Here is a 17,965-nt window from a genome sequence, read left to right as displayed (position 1 = left end):
TCCTCCGGGCTCAGCCGCCGCTCAGCCCCACCCCGCACTCGGGGATCAGGCTGGTGTCGAGCTCCTCCGCCGCCCGGGCCATCAGGGTCAGCTCGCGCTGGGCCTGCTCAACCTTGTCGACGTCGACGCGACCGTCCGTCATGACCGACTCCAGGCCCTCGCGCAGGGTCTTCCACCGGCCCTCGTCCCCGCGTGGCGCGAGCTCCTCCAGCGCCCGCACCTGCTCGAGGTAGGCACGCACCGCGGCGTCCTCCCCCGTCCCGGGCGCGGTCAGGTCCGTCGGCGCGTTGACCTCCCTGACCGCGGCACAGTAGGCGTTCCGGTCGTAGCCGCCGCACGCCGCCGTCGCGAGGGTGGCCCCGAGGGCACCGGCCAGGGCCACCACCCGCCAAGGCCGGGTCTTGGCACCCATCTACGCCAGCAGCTCCCGCAGGCCCTCGGCGGTCGTGCGCGCCCGATCCCGCAGCGCGGCGACGTCCGGGCCGGCGGCGAGGACCTCCCGGCTCGAGGTCGCCAGGACGTTCGGCAGGGCGGCGCCGAAGACGCGGCGCAGGTCCTCCGCGGTGCCGCCCTGGGCGCCGATGCCCGGGGCCAGCAGGGGTGCGTTGGCGGAAGCGAGGTCGAGCCCGAGGTGCTCCACCGCTCCCCCGGTCGTGGCCCCCACGACCATGCCGACGCTGCCGAGCTGTCCCGTGCGGGCGGCCCGGTGGTTGTCCTCGCGGGCCGCGGCCACGATCCCGCCGGCCACCGAGGCGCCCGGTCCACCCGCGTGCTGCACGGAGGCACCCTCGGGGTTCGAGGTCAGGGTGAGCACGAACACGCCGCGCCCGGTGCCCAGTGCGGTGTCGATCGCGGGCCGCAGGGACCCGTAGCCCAGGTAGGGGCTCAGGGTCACGGCGTCCGCCCGCAGCGGGGCGTGGTCGGAGAGGTAGGCCAGCGCGTAGGCCGCCATGGTGGAGCCGATGTCACCGCGCTTGGCGTCCAGCACGGTCAGCGTGCCGGCGTCCCGCAGGGCTGCCAGCGCCTTCTCCAGCACCGCGATGCCGGCGGCGCCGAACTGTTCGTAGAAGGCCGACTGCGGCTTGACCGCCGCGACCGTGCCGGCGAACGCCTCGACGCACTGCATGGTGAAGCGCTCGAGGCCCTTCGGCGTGTGCGGCAGGTCCCAGTGGTCGAACAGGCCGGCGTGCGGGTCGATCCCCACGCACAGCGGTCCGTGCTCGTCCATCGCCGCCCGCAGGCGCGCGCCGAAGCTCGCGCGCTCGGTCGTGACCTCGGTGGTCTCGTCGTCCGCCATCTACCCCACCCTCTCGTGTGCGATGCCCACCACGTCCGTGAAGCGGGCGAACCCCTTGTCCTGCAACAGCCCCCGCAGCTCGCGCCCCACCCGCACGGGCGCCGTCGGGTCGTTGAACGTGGCCGTGCCGACCTGCACGGCGCTGGCGCCGGCGGCCACGAGCTCGAGCGCGTCGCGCCCGGTGCGCACTCCCCCGACGCCGATGATCGGCACCGAGGGAAGCCGCCCCTGCAGCATGGCGGCGCGCACCTGCCACACCGCCCGCACGGCCACGGGACGCACCGCGGGCCCGGAGAGCCCGCCGGTGACGCCGCCGAGCTGCGGCCGCAGCAGGTCGGTGTCGATGACCATGCCGAGCAGCGTGTTGATCATGGTGAGCCCGTTCGCGCCGGCCTTCACCGCCGCCTGGGCGATGGTCACGATGTCGGTGACGTCCGGGGTCAGCTTGGCGAAGATCGGTGTGTCGCGCGGGAGCTGCTCGCGCACCAGCGCGATGACCTTCGCCGAGGCGTGCGGGTCGCAGGCGAAGACGAGGCCGCGGTTGGCCACGTTCGGGCACGAGATGTTGACCTCGACCCCCACGACCGCGTCGAAGGCGTCGCTGGCGCGCAGGGCCGCCGCCACGTCGGCGAACTCGCCGCTCGTGGAGCCGGCGATCGACACCAGCGCGCGGGCGCCTGCCTTCTTCAGCCAGGGCAGGTCGTGCTCGACGAAGGCCTTGATGCCCGGCCCCTGCAGGCCGATCGAGTTGAGCATCCCCGAGGGCGTCTCGGCCATGCGGGGCGTGCCCCGCCCCGACCGAGGCTCGGCCATCACCGACTTGGTGACGAAAGCCCCGAGCTCGGTGACGTCGAAGAACCGGTGCAGCTCCTTGCCGTTCGCCGCGCAGCCGGAGGCGGTCATCATCGGGCTGGGCAGCACGGCTCCGGCGAGGTCGACGGACATGTCGACAGTGGGCACCGGCTCCGCGCCCCGGGCTGCCGCGTCGTCGGCGGCATCCGACGTGGAGTGGCCGTGGTGCGCCCTCGTCTCCTCCGTGGCTCGCGTCACGAGCCCGGGCAGTCGGGTGCTTCCGAAGACCCCCATCAGTGGCCACCCTCCTTCGGTGCGCCGAGCGCATCCCCCGGGACCTTGCAGTACCCGTTCTCGAACGACTCCCACCGCACGCGGTCACCCCGGAAGACGGGACCCTCGACGCACGAGCGCACCATGCGGGTCGTGCCGTCGTTGCCGCGCACCGGCATGACGCAGGTCATGCACACGCCGACACCGCAGGCCATCGACTCCTCGACCGCCACCTGGGCGACGGCCCCCTCGGCGGTGGCCACCTCCGTGACGGAGCGCAGCATCCCCATCGGCCCGCAGCCGTAGACGACTGCGGCTCCGGTGCTGCGGATCAGCTCGGGCAGGACGTCGGAGACCCACCCGCGATGTCCGAGCGAGCCGTCGTCCGTGGTGATCGTCACGCCGTCGGCGCAGCGGCGGGCCTCAACGACACCGAACAGGCGTGACTCGGTGGCCGCGCCCAGCACCATCTCCACCCGGCAGCCGCGCTCGCGCAGGGTCTCGGCGAGCCAGAAGAGCGGGGCGCTGCCGTAGCCACCACCGACCAGGACCGTCGCCACCGGCTCCTTGGGGAGGGGGAACGGACGGCCGAGCGGGCCGACGATGTCGACCTCGTCGTGGGCCCGCAGCCCGGTGAGCCACTCGGTGCCCGGCCCGTGTGCCGCCACGACGACGTCGACGGTGCCGCCGTAGGTGCCCGACGGGCTGACCCGGTGGATGGAGAAGCAGCGGCGGAGGAGGTTGGCAGAGGTCGGGCCGCCGACGGCGACCGCGACGAACTGGCCGGGCCGCGCGTGCTCGGCCAGGCCGGGCGCCACGAAGGTCAGGTGGTGGTAGGCCCCGGCGCGGCGGGTGGCGATGAGCTCGGCCGTCACCTGCACGACGCCGGCACCCGGGCGTGCGGCGGTGGTGCTCACGCGCGCACCCCCTGCCCGTAGAGGTCGAGGTCCCGGGCGTGCTCCTGGAGCGGCTTGACCCGCAGCTCGCCGTGCAGCTGGGCCTCGATGCCCTGCACTGCGGCGGCCAGCTCCTGCACGGTGGTGATGATCGGCTTGTCCATCGAGGTCGTCGCGGCCCGGATGGCGTAGCCGTCGGCCCGTGCGTTCGGTCCCGAGGGCGTGTTGACCACCATCGCCACCTCGCCGCTGAGGATGAGGTCGACGATCGTGGGCTCGTGGGCGGCGCCGTCGGCGGGTGTGGTCACCACCCCACCGCGCTGGCTCACCTTGCGCACCACCTGGGCCGTGATGCCGTTGCGGCGCAGCACCTCCGCGGTGCCGGCCGTGGCGATGAGCGTGAAGCCGAGGTCGGCCAGCCGCTTCACCGGGAAGATCATCGCCCGCTTGTCGCGGTTGGCCACCGACACGAAGATCGTCCCGCGCGTGGGCAGCCCGCCGAACGAGCCGAGCTGGCTCTTGGCGAAGGCGGAGCCGAAGTCCTGGTCGATGCCCATGACCTCGCCGGTGGAGCGCATCTCCGGCCCGAGCAGGCTGTCGACGACGAGACCCTCCTTGGTGCGGAACCGCTTGAACGGCAGCACCGCCTCCTTGACCGCGACCGGGGCGTGGCTCGGCATGTGGCCGCCGTCGCCGTGGGGCGGCAGGAGGCCCTCCTCGCGCAGCTCGCGGACCGTGGCGCCGAGCATGACGCGGGCCGCGGCCTTGGCGATCGGCACGCCGGTCGCCTTGGCCACGAAGGGGACCGTGCGGGAGGCGCGGGGGTTGGCCTCGAGCACGTAGAGGACGTCCTGGGCGAGGGCGAACTGCACGTTCATCAGGCCGCGCACACCGATGCCCTTGGCCAGCTCGAGGGTCGCCACACGGACCCGCTCGAGCTCCTCGTCGCCGAGGGTGACCGGCGGCAGGGTGCAGGCCGAGTCGCCGGAGTGGATGCCGGCCTCCTCGATGTGCTCCATGATCCCGCCGAGGTACATCTCCTCGCCGTCGTAGAGCGCGTCGACGTCGATCTCGATCGCGTCGTCGAGGAAGCGGTCGACCAGCACCGGGTGCTCGGGCGAGGCGACGGTGGCGCGGGTGACGTAGGCGGCGAGGGTCTCGTCGTCGTAGACGATCTCCATGCCGCGGCCGCCGAGCACGTAGGAGGGCCGCACCAGCACCGGGTAGCCGATGTCGCGCGCGACCTCGACGGCCTCGTCCGCGCTGTAGGCCGTGCCGTGCTTCGGGGCCGGCAGCTTCGCCTCATGGAGCACGCGGCCGAACGCGCCGCGGTCCTCCGCGAGGTCGATGGCCTCCGGCGAGGTGCCGACGATCGGCACGCCCTCGTCCTTCAGCGCCTGGGCGAGGCCGAGGGGCGTCTGCCCGCCGAGCTGGACCACCACGCCGGCGATCGGGCCGGCCTGCTCCTCGGCGTGGTAGACCTCGAGCACGTCCTCGAGCGTCAGCGGCTCGAAGTAGAGGCGCGAGCTCGTGTCGTAGTCGGTCGAGACGGTCTCGGGGTTGCAGTTGACCATGACCGTGTCGTAGCCCGCCTCGCGCAGGGCGAAGGACGCGTGCACGCAGGAGTAGTCGAACTCCACGCCCTGCCCGATGCGGTTGGGGCCGGAGCCGAGGATGAGCACGGCCGACCTCTCCCGGGGCTCGACCTCCGTCTCCTCGTCGTAGGACGAGTAGTGGTAGGGCGTCTGCGCGGCGAACTCGGCGGCACAGGTGTCGACGGTCTTGAACACCGGCCGTACGCCGAGGGCGTGCCGCACCCCCCGGACCACGCTCTCCGGCATACGCCGCAGCGAGGCGATCTGCGCGTCACTGAAGCCGTGCCGCTTCGCGAGCCGCAGCAGCACCGGTGTCAGCTGCGGCGCCGCGGCGATCCGCTCGGCGAGCTCGTTGACGAGGGCCATCTGGTCGAGGAACCACGGGTCGATTCCGGTGGCGTCGTGGACCTCCTCGACGGACAGGCCGCCGCGCAGCGCCTGCTGCACCGTGACGATCCGGCCGTCGGTCGGGGTGCGGGCCTGGTCGAGCAGCGCTCGTGCCTCCTCCGTGGTGGGCGTCTCGCCGTCCCAGTGGAAGGTGGCGCCCTTGCGCTCGGTGGAGCGCAGCGCCTTCTGCAGCGCCTCGGTGAAGTTGCGGCCGATCGCCATCGCCTCGCCGACCGACTTCATCGTCGTGGTCAGCGTCGGGTCGGCCGCCGGGAACTTCTCGAACGCGAAGCGCGGCACCTTCACCACGACGTAGTCGAGGGTCGGCTCGAAGGAGGCGGGCGTCTCGCGGGTGATGTCGTTGGGCACCTCGTCGAGCGTGTAGCCGATGGCCATCTTCGCGGCGATCTTGGCGATCGGGAACCCCGTGGCCTTCGACGCCAGGGCCGAGCTCCGCGACACCCGGGGGTTCATCTCGATGACGATGATGCGGCCGTCCTGCGGGTTGACCGCGAACTGGATGTTGCAGCCGCCGGTGTCGACGCCGACCTCGCGGATGACGGCGATGCCGATGTCGCGCAGCCGCTGGTACTCGCGGTCGGTCAGGGTCAGCGCCGGCGCCACCGTGATCGAGTCGCCGGTGTGGACGCCCATCGGGTCGAGGTTCTCGATGGAGCAGACGACGACGACGTTGTCGGCGTGGTCGCGCATCACCTCGAGCTCGTACTCCTTCCAGCCGAGGATCGACTCCTCGAGGAGCACCTCACTGGTGGGGCTCGCCTGCAGGCCGGCGCCGGCGATGCGGCGCAGCTCCCCCTCGTCGTGCGCGAAGCCGGAGCCCAGGCCGCCCATGGTGAACGAGGGGCGCACGACCATGGGGTAGCCGAGCTCCTCGGCGGCGGCGAGGCACTCGTCCATGCTGTGGGCGATGACCGAGCGTGCACTCTCGGCGCCGCAGCGCTCCACGACGCCCTTGAACGCCTGGCGGTCCTCACCGAGCTGGATCGCCTCGACGTTGGCGCCGATGAGGTGGCAGCCGTACTTCTCGAGGACTCCGTTCTCGTGCAACGCGATCGCGGTGTTGAGCGCGGTCTGGCCACCGAGGGTGGCGAGCACCGCGTCGGGGCGCTCGCGGGCGATGATCGCCTCCACCACGTCGGGGGTGATCGGCTCGACGTAGGTGGCGTCGGCGAACTCGGGGTCGGTCATGATCGTCGCCGGGTTGGAGTTCACCAGCACGACCCGGATCCCCTCCTCCTTGAGCACCCGGCACGCCTGGGTGCCGGAGTAGTCGAACTCGCAGGCCTGGCCGATGACGATGGGACCGGAGCCGATGACGAGGACCGACTCGATGTCGGGGCGGCGGGGCATCAGGCGCGACCTTCCTTGTCGTCCATGAGGGTGGTGAAGCGGTCGAAGAGGTAGGCCGCGTCGTGCGGACCGGCCGCGGCCTCCGGGTGGTACTGGACCGAGTAGGCAGGGATGTCGAGGCATTCGAGCCCCTCGACGACGTCGTCGTTGAGGCACACGTGGGAGACCCGCACCCGCCCGTATGCCGTGCCGCTGGCGGCGTCGCTCGGCGCCGGCACCGGCCCGTCGAGGGGTGCGTCCACGGCGAAGCCGTGGTTGTGCGCGGTCACCTCGACCTTCCCGGTCGCCTTGTCAAGCACCGGCTGGTTGATGCCGCGGTGGCCGTACTTCAGCTTGTAGGTGCCGAACCCGAGGGCGCGCCCGAGCAGCTGGTTGCCGAAGCAGATCCCGAAGAACGGGATCCGGGCGGCGAGGACCTCGCGGAGCACCCCGATCTCGTGCTCGGTGGCGGCCGGGTCGCCCGGGCCGTTGGAGAAGAAGACGCCGTCGGGACGCACGGCCTGGATGTCGGCGAAGGTCGCGGTGCACGGCAGCACGTGGACCTCGATGCCGCGCTGGGCCATCAGCTGCGGGGTCATCGCCTTGATGCCGAGGTCGAGGGCGGCGACGGTGTAGCGCTTCTCCCCCACCGCCGACACGACGTACGGCTCGGTCGTCGTCACCTCGGCGGCCAGCGCCGCGCCGCTCATCTGCGGCGCCTCCTGCACGGTCGCGCGCAGCTCGGCGTCGGGCTGGGCCGCACGCTCGCCGGAGAAGATGCCGACGCGCATGGCCCCGCGCTCACGCAGGTGGCGGGTCAGGGCACGGGTGTCGATGCCGCAGACGCCGACCACGCCCTGCTCGCGCAGCTCGTCCTCGAGGGTGCGGCGCGAGCGCCAGTTCGACGGCCGCAGCGCGGGGTCGCGCACGACGTAGCCGGCGACCCAGATGCGCCGCGACTCGTCGTCCTCGTCGTTGACGCCGGTGTTGCCCACGTGGGGCGCGGTCATGACGACGACCTGCCGGTGGTAGCTCGGGTCGGTGAGGGTCTCCTGGTAGCCGGTCATCCCCGTGGAGAAGACAGCCTCGCCCACCGTCTCGCCGAGTGCTCCGTAGGACTCGCCGCGGAACACCCGGCCGTCCTCGAGGACGAGCACCGCCGGCTCGCGGTCGACGTCGAAACGGCTGGTGACGCTCGTGCTGGTTTCCGTGGTGGTCACGTGCGGGGTTCCCCTTCCGGGCTGTCGATGTCGGTGGGTCGGGGCTGGTCGGCCGTGATGCTGCTGCCCGCCTGGTGCCACCAGAGCGCCGACTCGAGGCGCTCGAGGTCGGCGCGGTAGCGGGGCAGGAAGCCCGTCTCGTAGATGGCCCCGTCGTCGGCCGTCCAGCGCACGACGAGCAGGCGGTTGGCCCCGACGAACTTGCCGGCCATGCCCCGGTCGCGGCGCACCTCGAGCAGCCGCGCCCTGGGGACCACGACGTCGGACTCCCCCTGCCGCTCGAAGCGGACCAGCTCGTCCGGCGCACCGCGGCGGACGGTCATGGTGGCCCTGGCGCGGTTTCCCAGCCCCTCGACGGCGACGCGCTCGTGTCGCGACGCGGCCGTCGTGGTGCTGACGTAGGTGCCCTCGGCACGCACGACGCTGCCCGCGGGCTCGTCACGCGTCGCGTCAGAGCCCTCCCTGCCCGGGGCCACGGCCACCGACGCCGAGGTGTGCCGGCGGCGCTTGCGCAGCCACGCGGCATACAGCAGGGCGTAGGTGAGGCCCAGGGCGATCAGCATGACCCCCACCGCCTGCGGTCGGCTCACGCCACGGCCCCCTTCTGGGCGGTCACGCGACCGCGGAGCACCGTCGCTTCCACGGCACCCTGGAGGGTGCGGCCGTGCCAGGGGTTGTTGCGCGAGAGCGACAGTGAGGCGGACCGGTCGACGGTCACCCGTGCGCCCGGGTCGACCAGGGTGATGTTGGCCGGCGAGCCGACGGCCAGCGACTGACCGTGACCGTCGAGGCCGGCGATACGGGCCGGGTTGGCCGACATCACCCTGGCCACGCCGGCCCAGTCGAGCAGGCCGGTTCGCACCATGGTGTCGCTCACCACCGAGAGGGCCGTCTCGAGGCCGAGCATGCCGAAGGCGGCGTCGACGAAGGCGTGCTCCTTGTCGTGGCGGGCGTGCGGGGCGTGGTCGGTGGCGACGGCGTCGATGGTGCCGTCGGCCAGGGCCGCACGCAGCGCGTCGACGTCCCCCTGCGGGCGCAGCGGCGGGTTGACCTTGAACGTCGGGTCGTAGCCGGTGAGCAGGTCGGTGGTGAGGACGAGGTGGTGCGGCGTGACCTCGGCGGTGACGTCGATGCCCTGCGCCTTGGCCCAGCGGACCACCTCGACCGAGCCGGCAGTCGAGACGTGCGCGATGTGGACGCGGCTGCCGGTGTGGCGGGCGAGCATGACGTCGCGGGCGACGATGGTCTCCTCCGCGATGCCCGGCCAGCCCGGCAGGCCCAGACGTCCGGACAGCTCGCCCTCGTGGCAGCAGGCGCTCGGGCCGGCCAGGTGCGGGTCCTGCGCGTGCTGCGAGACCACGCCGCCGAAGGCGCGCACGTACTCCAGCGCGCGGCGCATGACCCTGGCGTCGTGGACGCACTTGCCGTCGTCGGAGAACACCCGGACGCGCGCCCGGCTCCGGTGCATCAGCCCGAGCTCGGCGAGCTCCTCGCCGGCGAGGCCCTTGGTGACCGCGCCGACCGGTTGCACGTCGACCAGGCCGGCGGCCCGTCCGAGGTCGAACACGCGCTCGGCAGCCTCGGCCGTGTCGGTCACCGGGCTCGTGTTGGCCATCGCCAGCACCGCGGTGAAGCCGCCGACCGCGGCGGAGGCCGAGCCGGAGGCGATCGTCTCGGCGTCCTCCCGCCCGGGCTCGCGCAGGTGGGTGTGCAGGTCGACCAGCCCGGGCAGCGCGACCAGGCCGTCGGCGTCGAGCACCTCGGCGCCCTTCGCGGCGCGGATGGTCCCCACCTCGGTGATGACCCCGTCCTCGACGAGTAGGTCCTGGGCTCCGGAGCCGGTGAGGTCGGCTCCCGTGATCAGCAGGGCGCTCACTGGGCGCTCCCTTCCTCACCTGCGAGCAGGTGGTAGAGGACGGACATCCGCACGGCGACGCCGGCCGAGACCTGGTCGAGGATGAGCGACTGCGCGTTGTCGGCCGCGTCGGCGGCGATCTCGAGGCCGCGGTTCATCGGGCCGGGGTGGCAGATGACGGCCTCGGGGTTGGCGGCCACGAGGGCGTTCAGCCGGTCGCGGGTCAGGCCGTAGCCGACGGTGTACTCGCGCGGCGTGGGGAAGAAGCCGCCGCTCATGCGCTCACGCTGCACGCGCAGCATCATCACGGCGTCGACGGTCGGCAGCACCGCGTCGAGGTCGTGCGAGAGCTCGAAGCCGTCGGCGGCGGCCCAGGCGCCGATGCCGGCCGGCATCAGCGTCGGCGGGGCCACGAGGGTGATCCGCGCGCCGAGCCTGGCCAGGCAGAGCAGGTTCGAGCGGACGACCCGCGAGTGGGTCAGGTCGCCGACGATCGCGACGTGCCGTCCCTCGAGGCTGCCGAGCCGCCGCTCCATCGTGTAGGCGTCGAGCAGGGCCTGGGTGGGGTGCTCGTGCGTGCCGTCGCCGGCGTTGATGACGTGCGCGTCGATCCACTGGCTGACCTGCTGCGCCGCCCCGGAGGCGCTGTGCCGGATGACGAGGGCGTCGACACCCATCGCCGCCACCGTCAGCACGGTGTCGCGCAGGGACTCGCCCTTGGAGGTCGACGAGCCCTTGCCCGAGATGTTGATGACGTCGGCCGAGAGCCACTTGCCGGCGAGCTCGAAGGAGCTGCGGGTGCGGGTCGAGTCCTCGAAGAAGAGGTTGACCACCGTGCGGCCGCGCAGGGTCGGCAGCTTCTTGACCTCGCGCTGCTGCACGCCGTGCATCTCGGCGGCGGTGTCGAGGATGGTGCGGATCTGCGCGACGTCGAGGTCGGCGATGGAGAGCAGGTGGCGGCGACCACCCCTCGGGGCCGACGCGGACGGCGTGCTGAGCGTCGTGGTCATCGGGGCTCCCCTCCGGCGATGCGGACCTCGTCGTCGACGCCGTCGTGCTCGCTCAGGCGCACCTGCACGCGCTCCGAGCTGGACGTGGGCAGGTTCTTGCCGACGTGGTCGGCGCGGATCGGCAGGTCACGGTGGCCGCGGTCGACCAGCACCGCGAGACGCACCGCTCGCGGCCGGCCGAGGTCCGACAGCGCGTCGAGCGCGGCGCGGACGGTGCGGCCGGAGTAGAGCACGTCGTCGACGAGCACGACGACCTTGTCGTCGATGCCGCTCGGCGGGATGTCGGTGTGCATCGGCGAGCGGGTCGGCTGCCGGCGCAGGTCGTCGCGGTGCATGGTCACGTCGAGCGCGCCGACCGGGACGGGCCGGCCCTCGACCTCCTCCATCACCGAGACGAGCCGCTTGGCCAGGGCCACTCCCCTGGTCGGGATGCCGAGCACGACGAGGTCGTCGGCGCCCTTGTTGCGCTCGAGGATCTCGTGGGCGATGCGGCGCAGGGCCCGGGAGACGTCACCGGGACTCATCACTGCGCGGGCGGGGGCGTCGGCCGGGCTGCTCGCCGGGTGGGTGGCTGCGGAGCCACTGTCGGTGGGGACGCCGTCGGGTACACCAGAGTCAGGACGCATGTGCGTCAGGACCTCCTTCCCTGCCTCACGGGACAGGTCGTTAAAGGATGTCGAACGCTGGACACTCTAGCCGGTCGCCCGACCGCTCGGGACGTGGCCCGGACGCTGAGACGGGCCGCCCACGAAAAACGGGAGCGGCTGGAAGGCGGCGGACGCCCTCCAGCCGCTCCCACGGCATACGGTCTGTGCGGCTCAGGCGAGGGTCGGCTTGACCTCGGCGAGCCGGGCCAGCAGCCCGTTGACGAACTTCGGCGACTCGTCGGTGCTCAGGGTCCTGGCGAGCTCGACCGCCTCGGCGATCGCCACCCCCTCGGGGACCTCCTGCGAGTACAGCACCTCGAAGGCCCCGAGCCGCAGGATGGCGCGGTCGACGCTCGGCATCCGCTCGACGGTCCAGCCCTGGCTGTAGGTCGCCAGCAGCTCGTTGATGTCGGTCCAGTGCGCGACGACGCCCTCGACGAGGTCGGCGGTGTACTGGTTCAGCGGCGCCTCGGTGACCGGCTTGGCCAGGCGCTCGGCGAGCAGGTCGCGGGCGTTGATCCCGCGCTGCTCGGCCTCGAAGAGCAGGTCGACCGCGCGCTTGCGGGCCTTGGTGCGAGCCGGCAAGTCAGTTCACGCGACCGAGGTAGGAGCCGTCGCGGGTGTCGACCTTGACCTTGGTGCCGGTCTCGAGGAACAGCGGGACCTGGATCTGTGCGCCGGTCTCGAGGGTGGCGGGCTTGGTGCCACCGGTGGACCGGTCGCCCTGCAGGCCCGGCTCGGTGTAGGTGATCTCGAGGACGACCGAGGCGGGCAGCTCGACGTAGAGCACGGTGCCGTCGTGGGTCGCGACCTGGGCGGTCTGGTTCTCGAGCAGGTAGTTGGCGGTGTCGCCGACGGTGGCCTCGGGGATGTGGATCTGGTCGTACGTCGTCCCGTCCATGAAGACGAAGTCGGTGCCGTCCTTGTAGAGGTACTGCATGTCGCGGCGGTCGACGGTCGCGGTCTCGACCTTGACGCCGGCGTTGAAGGTCTTGTCGACGACCTTGCCCGACATCACGTTCTTGAGTTTGGTGCGCACGAAGGCCGGGCCCTTGCCGGGCTTGACGTGCTGGAACTCCACGACGGACCACAGCTGGCCCTCGAGGTTGAGCACCATGCCGTTCTTCAGGTCGTTGGTCGATGCCACGTGTCAGTCGCTCTCTTCTGGTGTCGTCGTGTGCCGGCACGCGCGGGCGCGCGCAGGACCGGACACGTGCAGGAAGGGGATCGGGGCGAGTCTAGCCGCCCCCTGCTGCGGACCCCCAATCGCGCGCGGTCCCCGCGGCGCGGCACCTGCACGGAAACACACGCATCCGCAAAGGTGGGATTCGGACGTGCGCGAACCGCCCCTATGGTACTTTTCGCGGAGAACGGGACCGTTCTCACATTTCTTGCAGGGGAGAAATCATCATCATGCGTGCTCTCAAGGTGGCCGCCGCCACCGTCGGCCTGTCCGCCGCTCTCACCGGCACGGCTGTCGGCCTCGCCGGCCCCGTGAACGCCGCCCCCAACGGTGGTTGCGCCGCCGGCGCCTACCCGCCCGCCAGCTCCACTGCCGCCCTCAGCCGCAGCCGTGCGACCGTGGGCATGACCATGTCCTACGAGGCCCGCTGCTTCGCGCCGGGTGAGCAGGTCCGGGTGACCGTCTACTCGACGCCTACCTACCTGCACACCAAGACCGCCTCCGCGACGGGCGAGGTGTCCGGCTCGTTCACCGTGCCGAACACCCTCGAGCCGGGTCGCCACACCCTCGAGCTGGCTGCCGCCACGGGCACCCAGACCGCGACCTTCGTGGTGGTCCCGAGCGAGTCCGCTGCCGGCAAGGGCAACAAGAAGGACAGCGACTCGCTGGCGTTCACCGGCTCCGACGCTGCCAAGACCGCCGGTGCCGGCGCGGTCCTGCTGCTCGGTGGTGGCGCGCTGATCGTGGCCGCCCGCCGTCGCAAGACCGCCAGCGCCGCAGCCTGACGCAGCTTCCCCTTGCAGGGCCGTCGGCGACGCATCCGCCTCAGCGCGTATGCCGTCGCCGCGGTCCTGCTGCTGTATGCCCTGGCTCTCGGGTGGACCGCCTTCAAGACCACCGCACACCTGCGCGATGCGCAGGCCGCGGTCGGCCCGTTGCGCTCCGCCCTCGTCGACCAGCGCACCCCCGCCGCGGAGATCGACCGCCGGCTGCGCGCCCTCCAGCATGAGGCGGACGCGGCCCGGTCGCTGACCGACGGCCCCCTCTGGGGTCTCCCCGCCGCCCTGCCACGGGTCGGCGAGGCCTTTGAGACGGTCCGGGGGGCGTCGGTGGCGGTCAGCCGGGTGGCGCACGAGGTGCTGCCGCCCGTCAGCCGTGCCCGCAACGGCCTTTTCGGGGTGAGCCTCGAGAACCCCAGGGGCGGCATCGACCTCGCCCCGATCCAGGCTGCCCAGCAGCCGCTCGGCGAGGCCCAGCGGGCCGCCGAGGCGGTGCGCGCCGACGTGGGCGCGCTGCCCACCTCCGGCATCGGGGCGGTCGACGCCGCCCGCCGCGACTTGGTGACGCAGCTCGACGAGGTGGCCGCGCAGCTGTCCTCCAGCCACGACCTCGTGTCCCTGCTGCCGCCCATGCTCGGGTCGCAGGGTTCGCGCCGCTACCTCGTGGCCTTCCAGAACGATGCCGAGGCCCGCGGGGCCGGCGGCCTGCCCGGCGTGTATGCCGTGGTGCGGGCCGACAAGGGGAAGCTCGACTTCGTCCGCTACGGGGTCAGCGGGGACTTCGCCGGCGTGCATGTGCCGCTCGACGGACTGGGTGAGGACTACGCCAAGCTCTACCGGGGCGCGGCTCCCGGGCGGTTCTTCGGGAACGCCACCGTGAGCCCGCACTTCCCCTCGGGTGCCACCCTGCTCCTGCGCTACCACGAGGCGAGGTACCACGACCGTCTCGACGGCGCCGTGGCCATCGACCCGACAGCGCTGTCCATGCTGCTCGCGGTCACCGGGCCGACGACGCTCGAGGACGGGACTCGGGTGGGGGCCAACAACGTGGTGGCGCTGACGGAGCGTGACGCCTATGAACGCTTCCCCGATCCGGTCCTGCGCAAGCTCTACCTCATCGAGGTCGCCAAGGCGGTGGCCGACGACATCCTCGAGCGCGGGCCCCGGATGGGCATGGCCCTCGCCAGTGCCCTGGGCAAGGCCGTGGATGCGCGAAGGCTGCTGGTTTTCAGCACGCACGAGCCGGAGCAGGTCCTCCTCGCCAGCCGCAAGGTGGGGGGTGCCCTCAGCGACACCGACGGGCTTTTCTCGGGGGTGGTCATCAACAACGGCGGAGGCAACAAGCTCGACTACTACCTCGAGCGCGCGGTGACCTACCAGGCCGCGTCCTGCTCATCCTCGACACCGCACAAGGCGACGGTGACCGTCCGGCTGACCAACACCGCACCGAAGTCCGGGCTGAGCGACTACGTCGCGGGGCGGGCTGACCAGCCCGTGGTACCTGTTAAGAAGGGAACCAACCGGCTGCTGGTCTCCTACTACGCCACCAAGGGAGCCGGCTTCACGCAGGCCACCCTCGACGGAGAGCCGGCCCTGCTGGCCTCCGACACCGAGCGTGGACGGCCCGTGTTCACGTCCACGCTGGACATCGGCCCGGGGCAGACCCGGGTGCTCCGGCTGACGATCGAGGAGCCGCCGCAGGCCAAGGGGCCGGTGATCACCCTGGTGCAGCCGCTCGTGCGGCCCCAGAAGACCGTGGTCGACGCCGCGGGCTGCCCGGCCTCCTAGAGCTCACACCTAGAGCGAGATGGCCCGACCGGACACGTCGGCGCTGACCTCGGCGTAGGCCGCCTGTAGCAGCGCGGGGTCGGGCCCCTCGAGGCGGGTCGGCCGGGCCAGGCCCTGGAGGACGACGAACCGCAGCATCGACCCGCGCGTCTTCTTGTCGCGCTTCATCGCGTCGAGCAGCTGGCCCCACCGGTCGCCCCGGTAGGTGGTCGGCAGCCCGAGGGCGGTCAGCAACGAGCGGTGCCGGTCCACGAGGTCGTCGTCGATCTTCCCTGCCAGGCGGGCCAGCTCGGCGGCGTAGACCATGCCGATGCTCACCGCGGCGCCGTGCCGGAAGCTGTAGCGCTCCACCTGCTCGACGGCGTGCCCGAAGGTGTGGCCGTAGTTGAGCACCTCCCGCAGCGACGACTCCCGGAGGTCCTGGGCGACGACCTCGGCCTTGACCCGCACCGCCCGCTCGACCAGCTCGCGCACGTGCTGGCCCTGCGGCGTCCGCGCTCCCTCGATGTCGGACTCGACGAGGTCGAGGATGACCGGGTCGGCGATGAAGCCGCACTTGACGACCTCGGCCAGCCCGGCGACGAAGTCGTGCTGCGGCAGCGTCTCGAGCGTTGCGAGGTCGCACAGCACCCCCGCCGGGGGGTGGAAGGCGCCGACGAGGTTCTTGCCCTCGGGCGTGTTGATGCCGGTCTTGCCTCCGACCGCGGCGTCGACCATGCCCAGCAGGGTGGTGGGCACGTGCACGACCCGTGTGCCGCGCAGCCAGGTCGCGGCCACGAAGCCGGCGAGGTCTGTAGTCGCTCCCCCGCCCACGGAGACGATCGCGTCCGAGCGGGTGAAGCCGGCCTGCCCCAGGACGCCCCAGAGGAAGGCGGCGACCTGCGCGGTCTTGGCCTCCTCCGCGTCCGGCACCTCTGCGGCATACGCCTCGAAGCCCTTGCCGAGCAGGTCCTCCCGGATCGCCTCGCCGGTGGCCGCGAGGGCACGGGGGTGCACGACGAGCACCCGCTGCACGCCCTCCCCGACGAGGCCGGGCAGCTCGTCGAGCAGGCCGGTGCCGACCACGACGTCGTAGTCGCCGCCGACGCTGATGCGGGTGGTGCTCATCTCTGCTCCTCCAGCTCCTGCAGGCGCGCCGCGATCTCGTCGACGACGGCGGCCGGCTTGCGCCCGGCGGTGTCGACGCGCAGCGTGGCCAGCCGCTCGTAGGTCGGGCGGCGCTCGTTCATCATCTTGGTCCACTGGGCGCGAGGGTTGACCATGAGCAGCGGCCGGGTGCCGTCGAAGCCGATCCGCCGCGCGGCATCAGCGATGCCGACGTCGAGGAAGACCACGGTGTGCCCCGCCAGCGCCTCCTGCGTCTGCGTGTCCATGGGCGCCCCGCCACCGAGGGACAGCACGCCGTCGAAGGCCTCGAGCGACCGGGAGACCTCGGCGCGCTCGAGGTCGCGGAAGTAGGGCTCGCCCTCGTCGACGAAGATCTCGGAGATGGCCCGGCCCTGCGCCTGCTCGATCGCCTCGTCGGTGTCGTGCCACTCCACCCCCAGCCGGGTCGCCAGCCGCCGGGCGACGGTGCTCTTGCCCGCCCCGGGCGGCCCGATGACGACGACGCGGGGCCCTCCCCTGCCGCTGGTCACCACGTGCGCATCGCCTCCGGGACCGCTGCGAGGTAGGCCGCGTGGTTGCGCGCCGTCTCGGCCACCGAGTCGCCGCCGAACTTCTCGAGGCAGGCCTGGGCGAGCACGAGCGCGACCATCGCCTCGGCCACCACGCCGGCCGCCGGCACCGCGCACACGTCCGAGCGCTGGTGGATCGCCTTGGCCGCCTCCGCCCCGGTCGTGTCGACGGTGTCGAGTGCGCGCGGCACCGTGCTGATCGGCTTCATGGCCGCCCGCACGCGCAGCACGTCACCGGTGGACATGCCGCCCTCGGTGCCGCCCGCACGGCCGGTGCGCCGGCGGATCGTGCCGTCGGCACCACGCTCCATCTCGTCGTGGGCCGCCGACCCTCGGCGGGCGGCGGTGCGGAACCCGTCGCCGACCTCGACGCCCTTGATCGCCTGGATGCCCATGAGCGCTGCGGCGAGCTGCGCGTCGAGGCGCCGGTCCCAGTGCACGTGCGACCCCAGGCCCGGCGGCAGCCCGTAGGCGAGCACCTCGACGACGCCGCCGAGGGTGTCGCCGTCCTTCTTCGCCGCCTCGACCTCGGCGACCATGGCGGCCGAGCCCTCGGCGTCGAGGGTGCGCACCGGGTCGGCGTCGAGCCGCTCGACGTCGTCCGGCGTGGGCAGCACGGCGTGGTCGGAGACGCCCGCAGAGCCGATGGCGACGGTGTGCGACACGAGCCGGATGCCGTAGGCCTGCCGCAGGAAGCGGGCTGTCACCTCGCCGAGGGCCACCCGGGCCGCGGTCTCCCGGGCGGAGGCGCGCTCGAGCACGGGGCGGGCGTCGTCGAAGCCGTACTTCTGCATGCCCACGAGGTCGGCGTGCCCGGGGCGCGGGCGGGTGAGCGGCCTGTTGCGGGCGATCTCCTTCTCGGCGTTCACGTCGTCGGCCGCGGCGAGCGCGTCGGCGCTCACCGGGTCGGCCGACATCACCGTCTGCCACTTGGGCCACTCCGTGTTGCCGATGCGGATCGCGATGGGCGACCCCATGGTGACGCCGTGGCGGACACCGCCGAGGAAGTCGACCTCGTCCTGCTCGAACTTCATGCGGGCGCCTCGGCCGAAGCCGAGCCGCCGGCGCGCCAAGGCTGCCGCCACGTCGGACGTGGTCACCTCGACCCCCGCCGGCAGACCCTCCAGGGTCGCGAGCAGGGCAGGGCCGTGGGACTCACCGGCAGTCAGCCAACGCAGCATGGCCAGAATCCTGCCACGCGGCGCTCAGCCGCCTTC

Annotated in this window: 17 protein-coding genes; 2 read left to right on the top strand and 15 right to left on the bottom strand. The window is 72.5% G+C overall.

Annotation, left to right across the window (positions count from 1 at the left end; genetic code table 11):
• Positions 1–10: 10 nt before the first annotated feature.
• From P0Y31_RS05620 to efp, 12 genes are all read right to left on the bottom strand, one after another.
• A complete protein-coding gene (locus tag P0Y31_RS05620; protein ID WP_275867235.1) occupies positions 11–412 on the bottom strand; it encodes a hypothetical protein in 402 nt (133 codons plus the stop codon).
• Positions 413–1,297: an orotidine-5'-phosphate decarboxylase gene (pyrF, locus tag P0Y31_RS05615; protein WP_275867233.1), complete on the bottom strand. Its 885-nt coding sequence runs from the start codon at positions 1,295–1,297 to the stop codon at positions 413–415. It lies immediately after the preceding gene.
• Positions 1,298–2,383, bottom strand: a complete 1,086-nt coding sequence (locus tag P0Y31_RS05610; protein ID WP_275867230.1) for a dihydroorotate dehydrogenase — start codon at positions 2,381–2,383, stop codon at positions 1,298–1,300.
• A complete protein-coding gene (locus tag P0Y31_RS05605; protein WP_275867228.1) occupies positions 2,383–3,279 on the bottom strand; it encodes a dihydroorotate dehydrogenase electron transfer subunit in 897 nt (298 codons plus the stop codon). The genes P0Y31_RS05610 and P0Y31_RS05605 overlap by 1 nt, the downstream gene beginning before the upstream one ends.
• Positions 3,276–6,611, bottom strand: coding sequence for a carbamoyl-phosphate synthase large subunit (gene carB / locus P0Y31_RS05600; RefSeq protein ID WP_275867227.1), 3,336 nt, complete (start codon positions 6,609–6,611; stop codon positions 3,276–3,278). Before carB ends, P0Y31_RS05605 begins: the two co-directional genes overlap by 4 nt.
• Positions 6,611–7,810, bottom strand: a complete 1,200-nt coding sequence (carA, locus tag P0Y31_RS05595) for a glutamine-hydrolyzing carbamoyl-phosphate synthase small subunit (protein WP_275867225.1) — start codon at positions 7,808–7,810, stop codon at positions 6,611–6,613. The genes carB and carA overlap by 1 nt, the downstream gene beginning before the upstream one ends.
• Positions 7,807–8,400, bottom strand: coding sequence for a hypothetical protein (locus tag P0Y31_RS05590; protein WP_275867223.1), 594 nt, complete (start codon positions 8,398–8,400; stop codon positions 7,807–7,809). The genes carA and P0Y31_RS05590 overlap by 4 nt, the downstream gene beginning before the upstream one ends.
• Positions 8,397–9,686: a dihydroorotase gene (locus tag P0Y31_RS05585; RefSeq protein WP_275867221.1), complete on the bottom strand. Its 1,290-nt coding sequence runs from the start codon at positions 9,684–9,686 to the stop codon at positions 8,397–8,399. Before P0Y31_RS05585 ends, P0Y31_RS05590 begins: the two co-directional genes overlap by 4 nt.
• Entirely contained in the window at positions 9,683–10,675 is a 993-nt protein-coding gene (locus P0Y31_RS05580) for an aspartate carbamoyltransferase catalytic subunit (protein ID WP_275867219.1), read from the bottom strand. The genes P0Y31_RS05585 and P0Y31_RS05580 overlap by 4 nt, the downstream gene beginning before the upstream one ends.
• A complete protein-coding gene (pyrR, locus tag P0Y31_RS05575; RefSeq protein ID WP_275867217.1) occupies positions 10,672–11,301 on the bottom strand; it encodes a bifunctional pyr operon transcriptional regulator/uracil phosphoribosyltransferase PyrR in 630 nt (209 codons plus the stop codon). The genes P0Y31_RS05580 and pyrR overlap by 4 nt, the downstream gene beginning before the upstream one ends.
• Positions 11,302–11,493: 192 nt before the next feature.
• Complete coding sequence (gene nusB, locus P0Y31_RS05570; protein WP_275867215.1) at positions 11,494–11,907, bottom strand: transcription antitermination factor NusB; 414 nt, start codon at positions 11,905–11,907, stop codon at positions 11,494–11,496.
• Position 11,908: 1 nt separating this feature from the next.
• Positions 11,909–12,469 carry an elongation factor P gene (efp, locus tag P0Y31_RS05565; protein WP_275808167.1) on the bottom strand — a complete coding sequence of 187 codons (561 nt, stop codon included), beginning with the start codon at positions 12,467–12,469 and terminating at the stop codon, positions 11,909–11,911.
• Positions 12,470–12,735: 266 nt separating this feature from the next.
• Here efp and P0Y31_RS05560 point away from each other — a divergent pair, with 266 nt between their 5' ends.
• Both P0Y31_RS05560 and P0Y31_RS05555 read left to right on the top strand, forming a co-directional pair.
• Positions 12,736–13,290 (top strand): hypothetical protein, encoded by a 555-nt coding sequence (locus tag P0Y31_RS05560; protein WP_275867213.1) that lies wholly within the window; start codon positions 12,736–12,738, stop codon positions 13,288–13,290.
• 12 nt (positions 13,291–13,302) lie between these two features.
• Positions 13,303–15,072, top strand: a complete 1,770-nt coding sequence (locus P0Y31_RS05555) for a DUF4012 domain-containing protein (protein WP_275867211.1) — start codon at positions 13,303–13,305, stop codon at positions 15,070–15,072.
• Between the two features lie 9 nt (positions 15,073–15,081).
• On the opposite strand, the gene aroB is transcribed toward P0Y31_RS05555, so the two are convergent.
• From aroB to aroC, 3 genes are read right to left on the bottom strand one after another with little or no spacing between them, the layout of a single operon-like run.
• Complete coding sequence (aroB, locus tag P0Y31_RS05550; protein ID WP_275867209.1) at positions 15,082–16,179, bottom strand: 3-dehydroquinate synthase; 1,098 nt, start codon at positions 16,177–16,179, stop codon at positions 15,082–15,084.
• The gene (locus tag P0Y31_RS05545; RefSeq protein WP_275867207.1) at positions 16,176–16,712 is read right to left on the bottom strand and encodes a shikimate kinase; all 537 of its coding nucleotides are present in this window, start codon (positions 16,710–16,712) and stop codon (positions 16,176–16,178) included. The genes aroB and P0Y31_RS05545 overlap by 4 nt, the downstream gene beginning before the upstream one ends.
• Positions 16,706–17,929: a chorismate synthase gene (gene aroC, locus P0Y31_RS05540; protein ID WP_275867205.1), complete on the bottom strand. Its 1,224-nt coding sequence runs from the start codon at positions 17,927–17,929 to the stop codon at positions 16,706–16,708. The genes P0Y31_RS05545 and aroC overlap by 7 nt, the downstream gene beginning before the upstream one ends.
• Between the last annotated feature and the right edge of the window lie 36 nt (positions 17,930–17,965).

It is taken from the genome of Knoellia sp. 3-2P3, from assembly GCF_029223115.1.
Classification (GTDB): Bacteria; Actinomycetota; Actinomycetes; order Actinomycetales; family Dermatophilaceae; genus Pedococcus_A.
Note: the sequence above shows the minus strand (reverse complement) of the source record. Positions and strands in the feature narration are given on the sequence as shown.

Bases quoted from the DNA above. Each gene is read 5' to 3' on its own strand.
- P0Y31_RS05620 (WP_275867235.1), bottom strand. From the start codon at position 412: ATGGGTGCCAAGACCCGGCCTTGGCGGGTGGTGGCCCTGGCCGGTGCC.
- pyrF (WP_275867233.1), bottom strand. From the start codon at position 1,297: ATGGCGGACGACGAGACCACCGAGGTCACGACCGAGCGCGCGAGCTTC.
- P0Y31_RS05610 (WP_275867230.1), bottom strand. From the start codon at position 2,383: ATGGGGGTCTTCGGAAGCACCCGACTGCCCGGGCTCGTGACGCGAGCC.
- carB (WP_275867227.1), bottom strand. From the start codon at position 6,611: ATGCCCCGCCGCCCCGACATCGAGTCGGTCCTCGTCATCGGCTCCGGT.
- P0Y31_RS05580 (WP_275867219.1), bottom strand. From the start codon at position 10,675: ATGACCACGACGCTCAGCACGCCGTCCGCGTCGGCCCCGAGGGGTGGT.
- pyrR (WP_275867217.1), bottom strand. From the start codon at position 11,301: ATGCGTCCTGACTCTGGTGTACCCGACGGCGTCCCCACCGACAGTGGC.
- P0Y31_RS05560 (WP_275867213.1), top strand. From the start codon at position 12,736: ATGCGTGCTCTCAAGGTGGCCGCCGCCACCGTCGGCCTGTCCGCCGCT.
- aroB (WP_275867209.1), bottom strand. From the start codon at position 16,179: ATGAGCACCACCCGCATCAGCGTCGGCGGCGACTACGACGTCGTGGTC.
- aroC (WP_275867205.1), bottom strand. From the start codon at position 17,929: ATGCTGCGTTGGCTGACTGCCGGTGAGTCCCACGGCCCTGCCCTGCTC.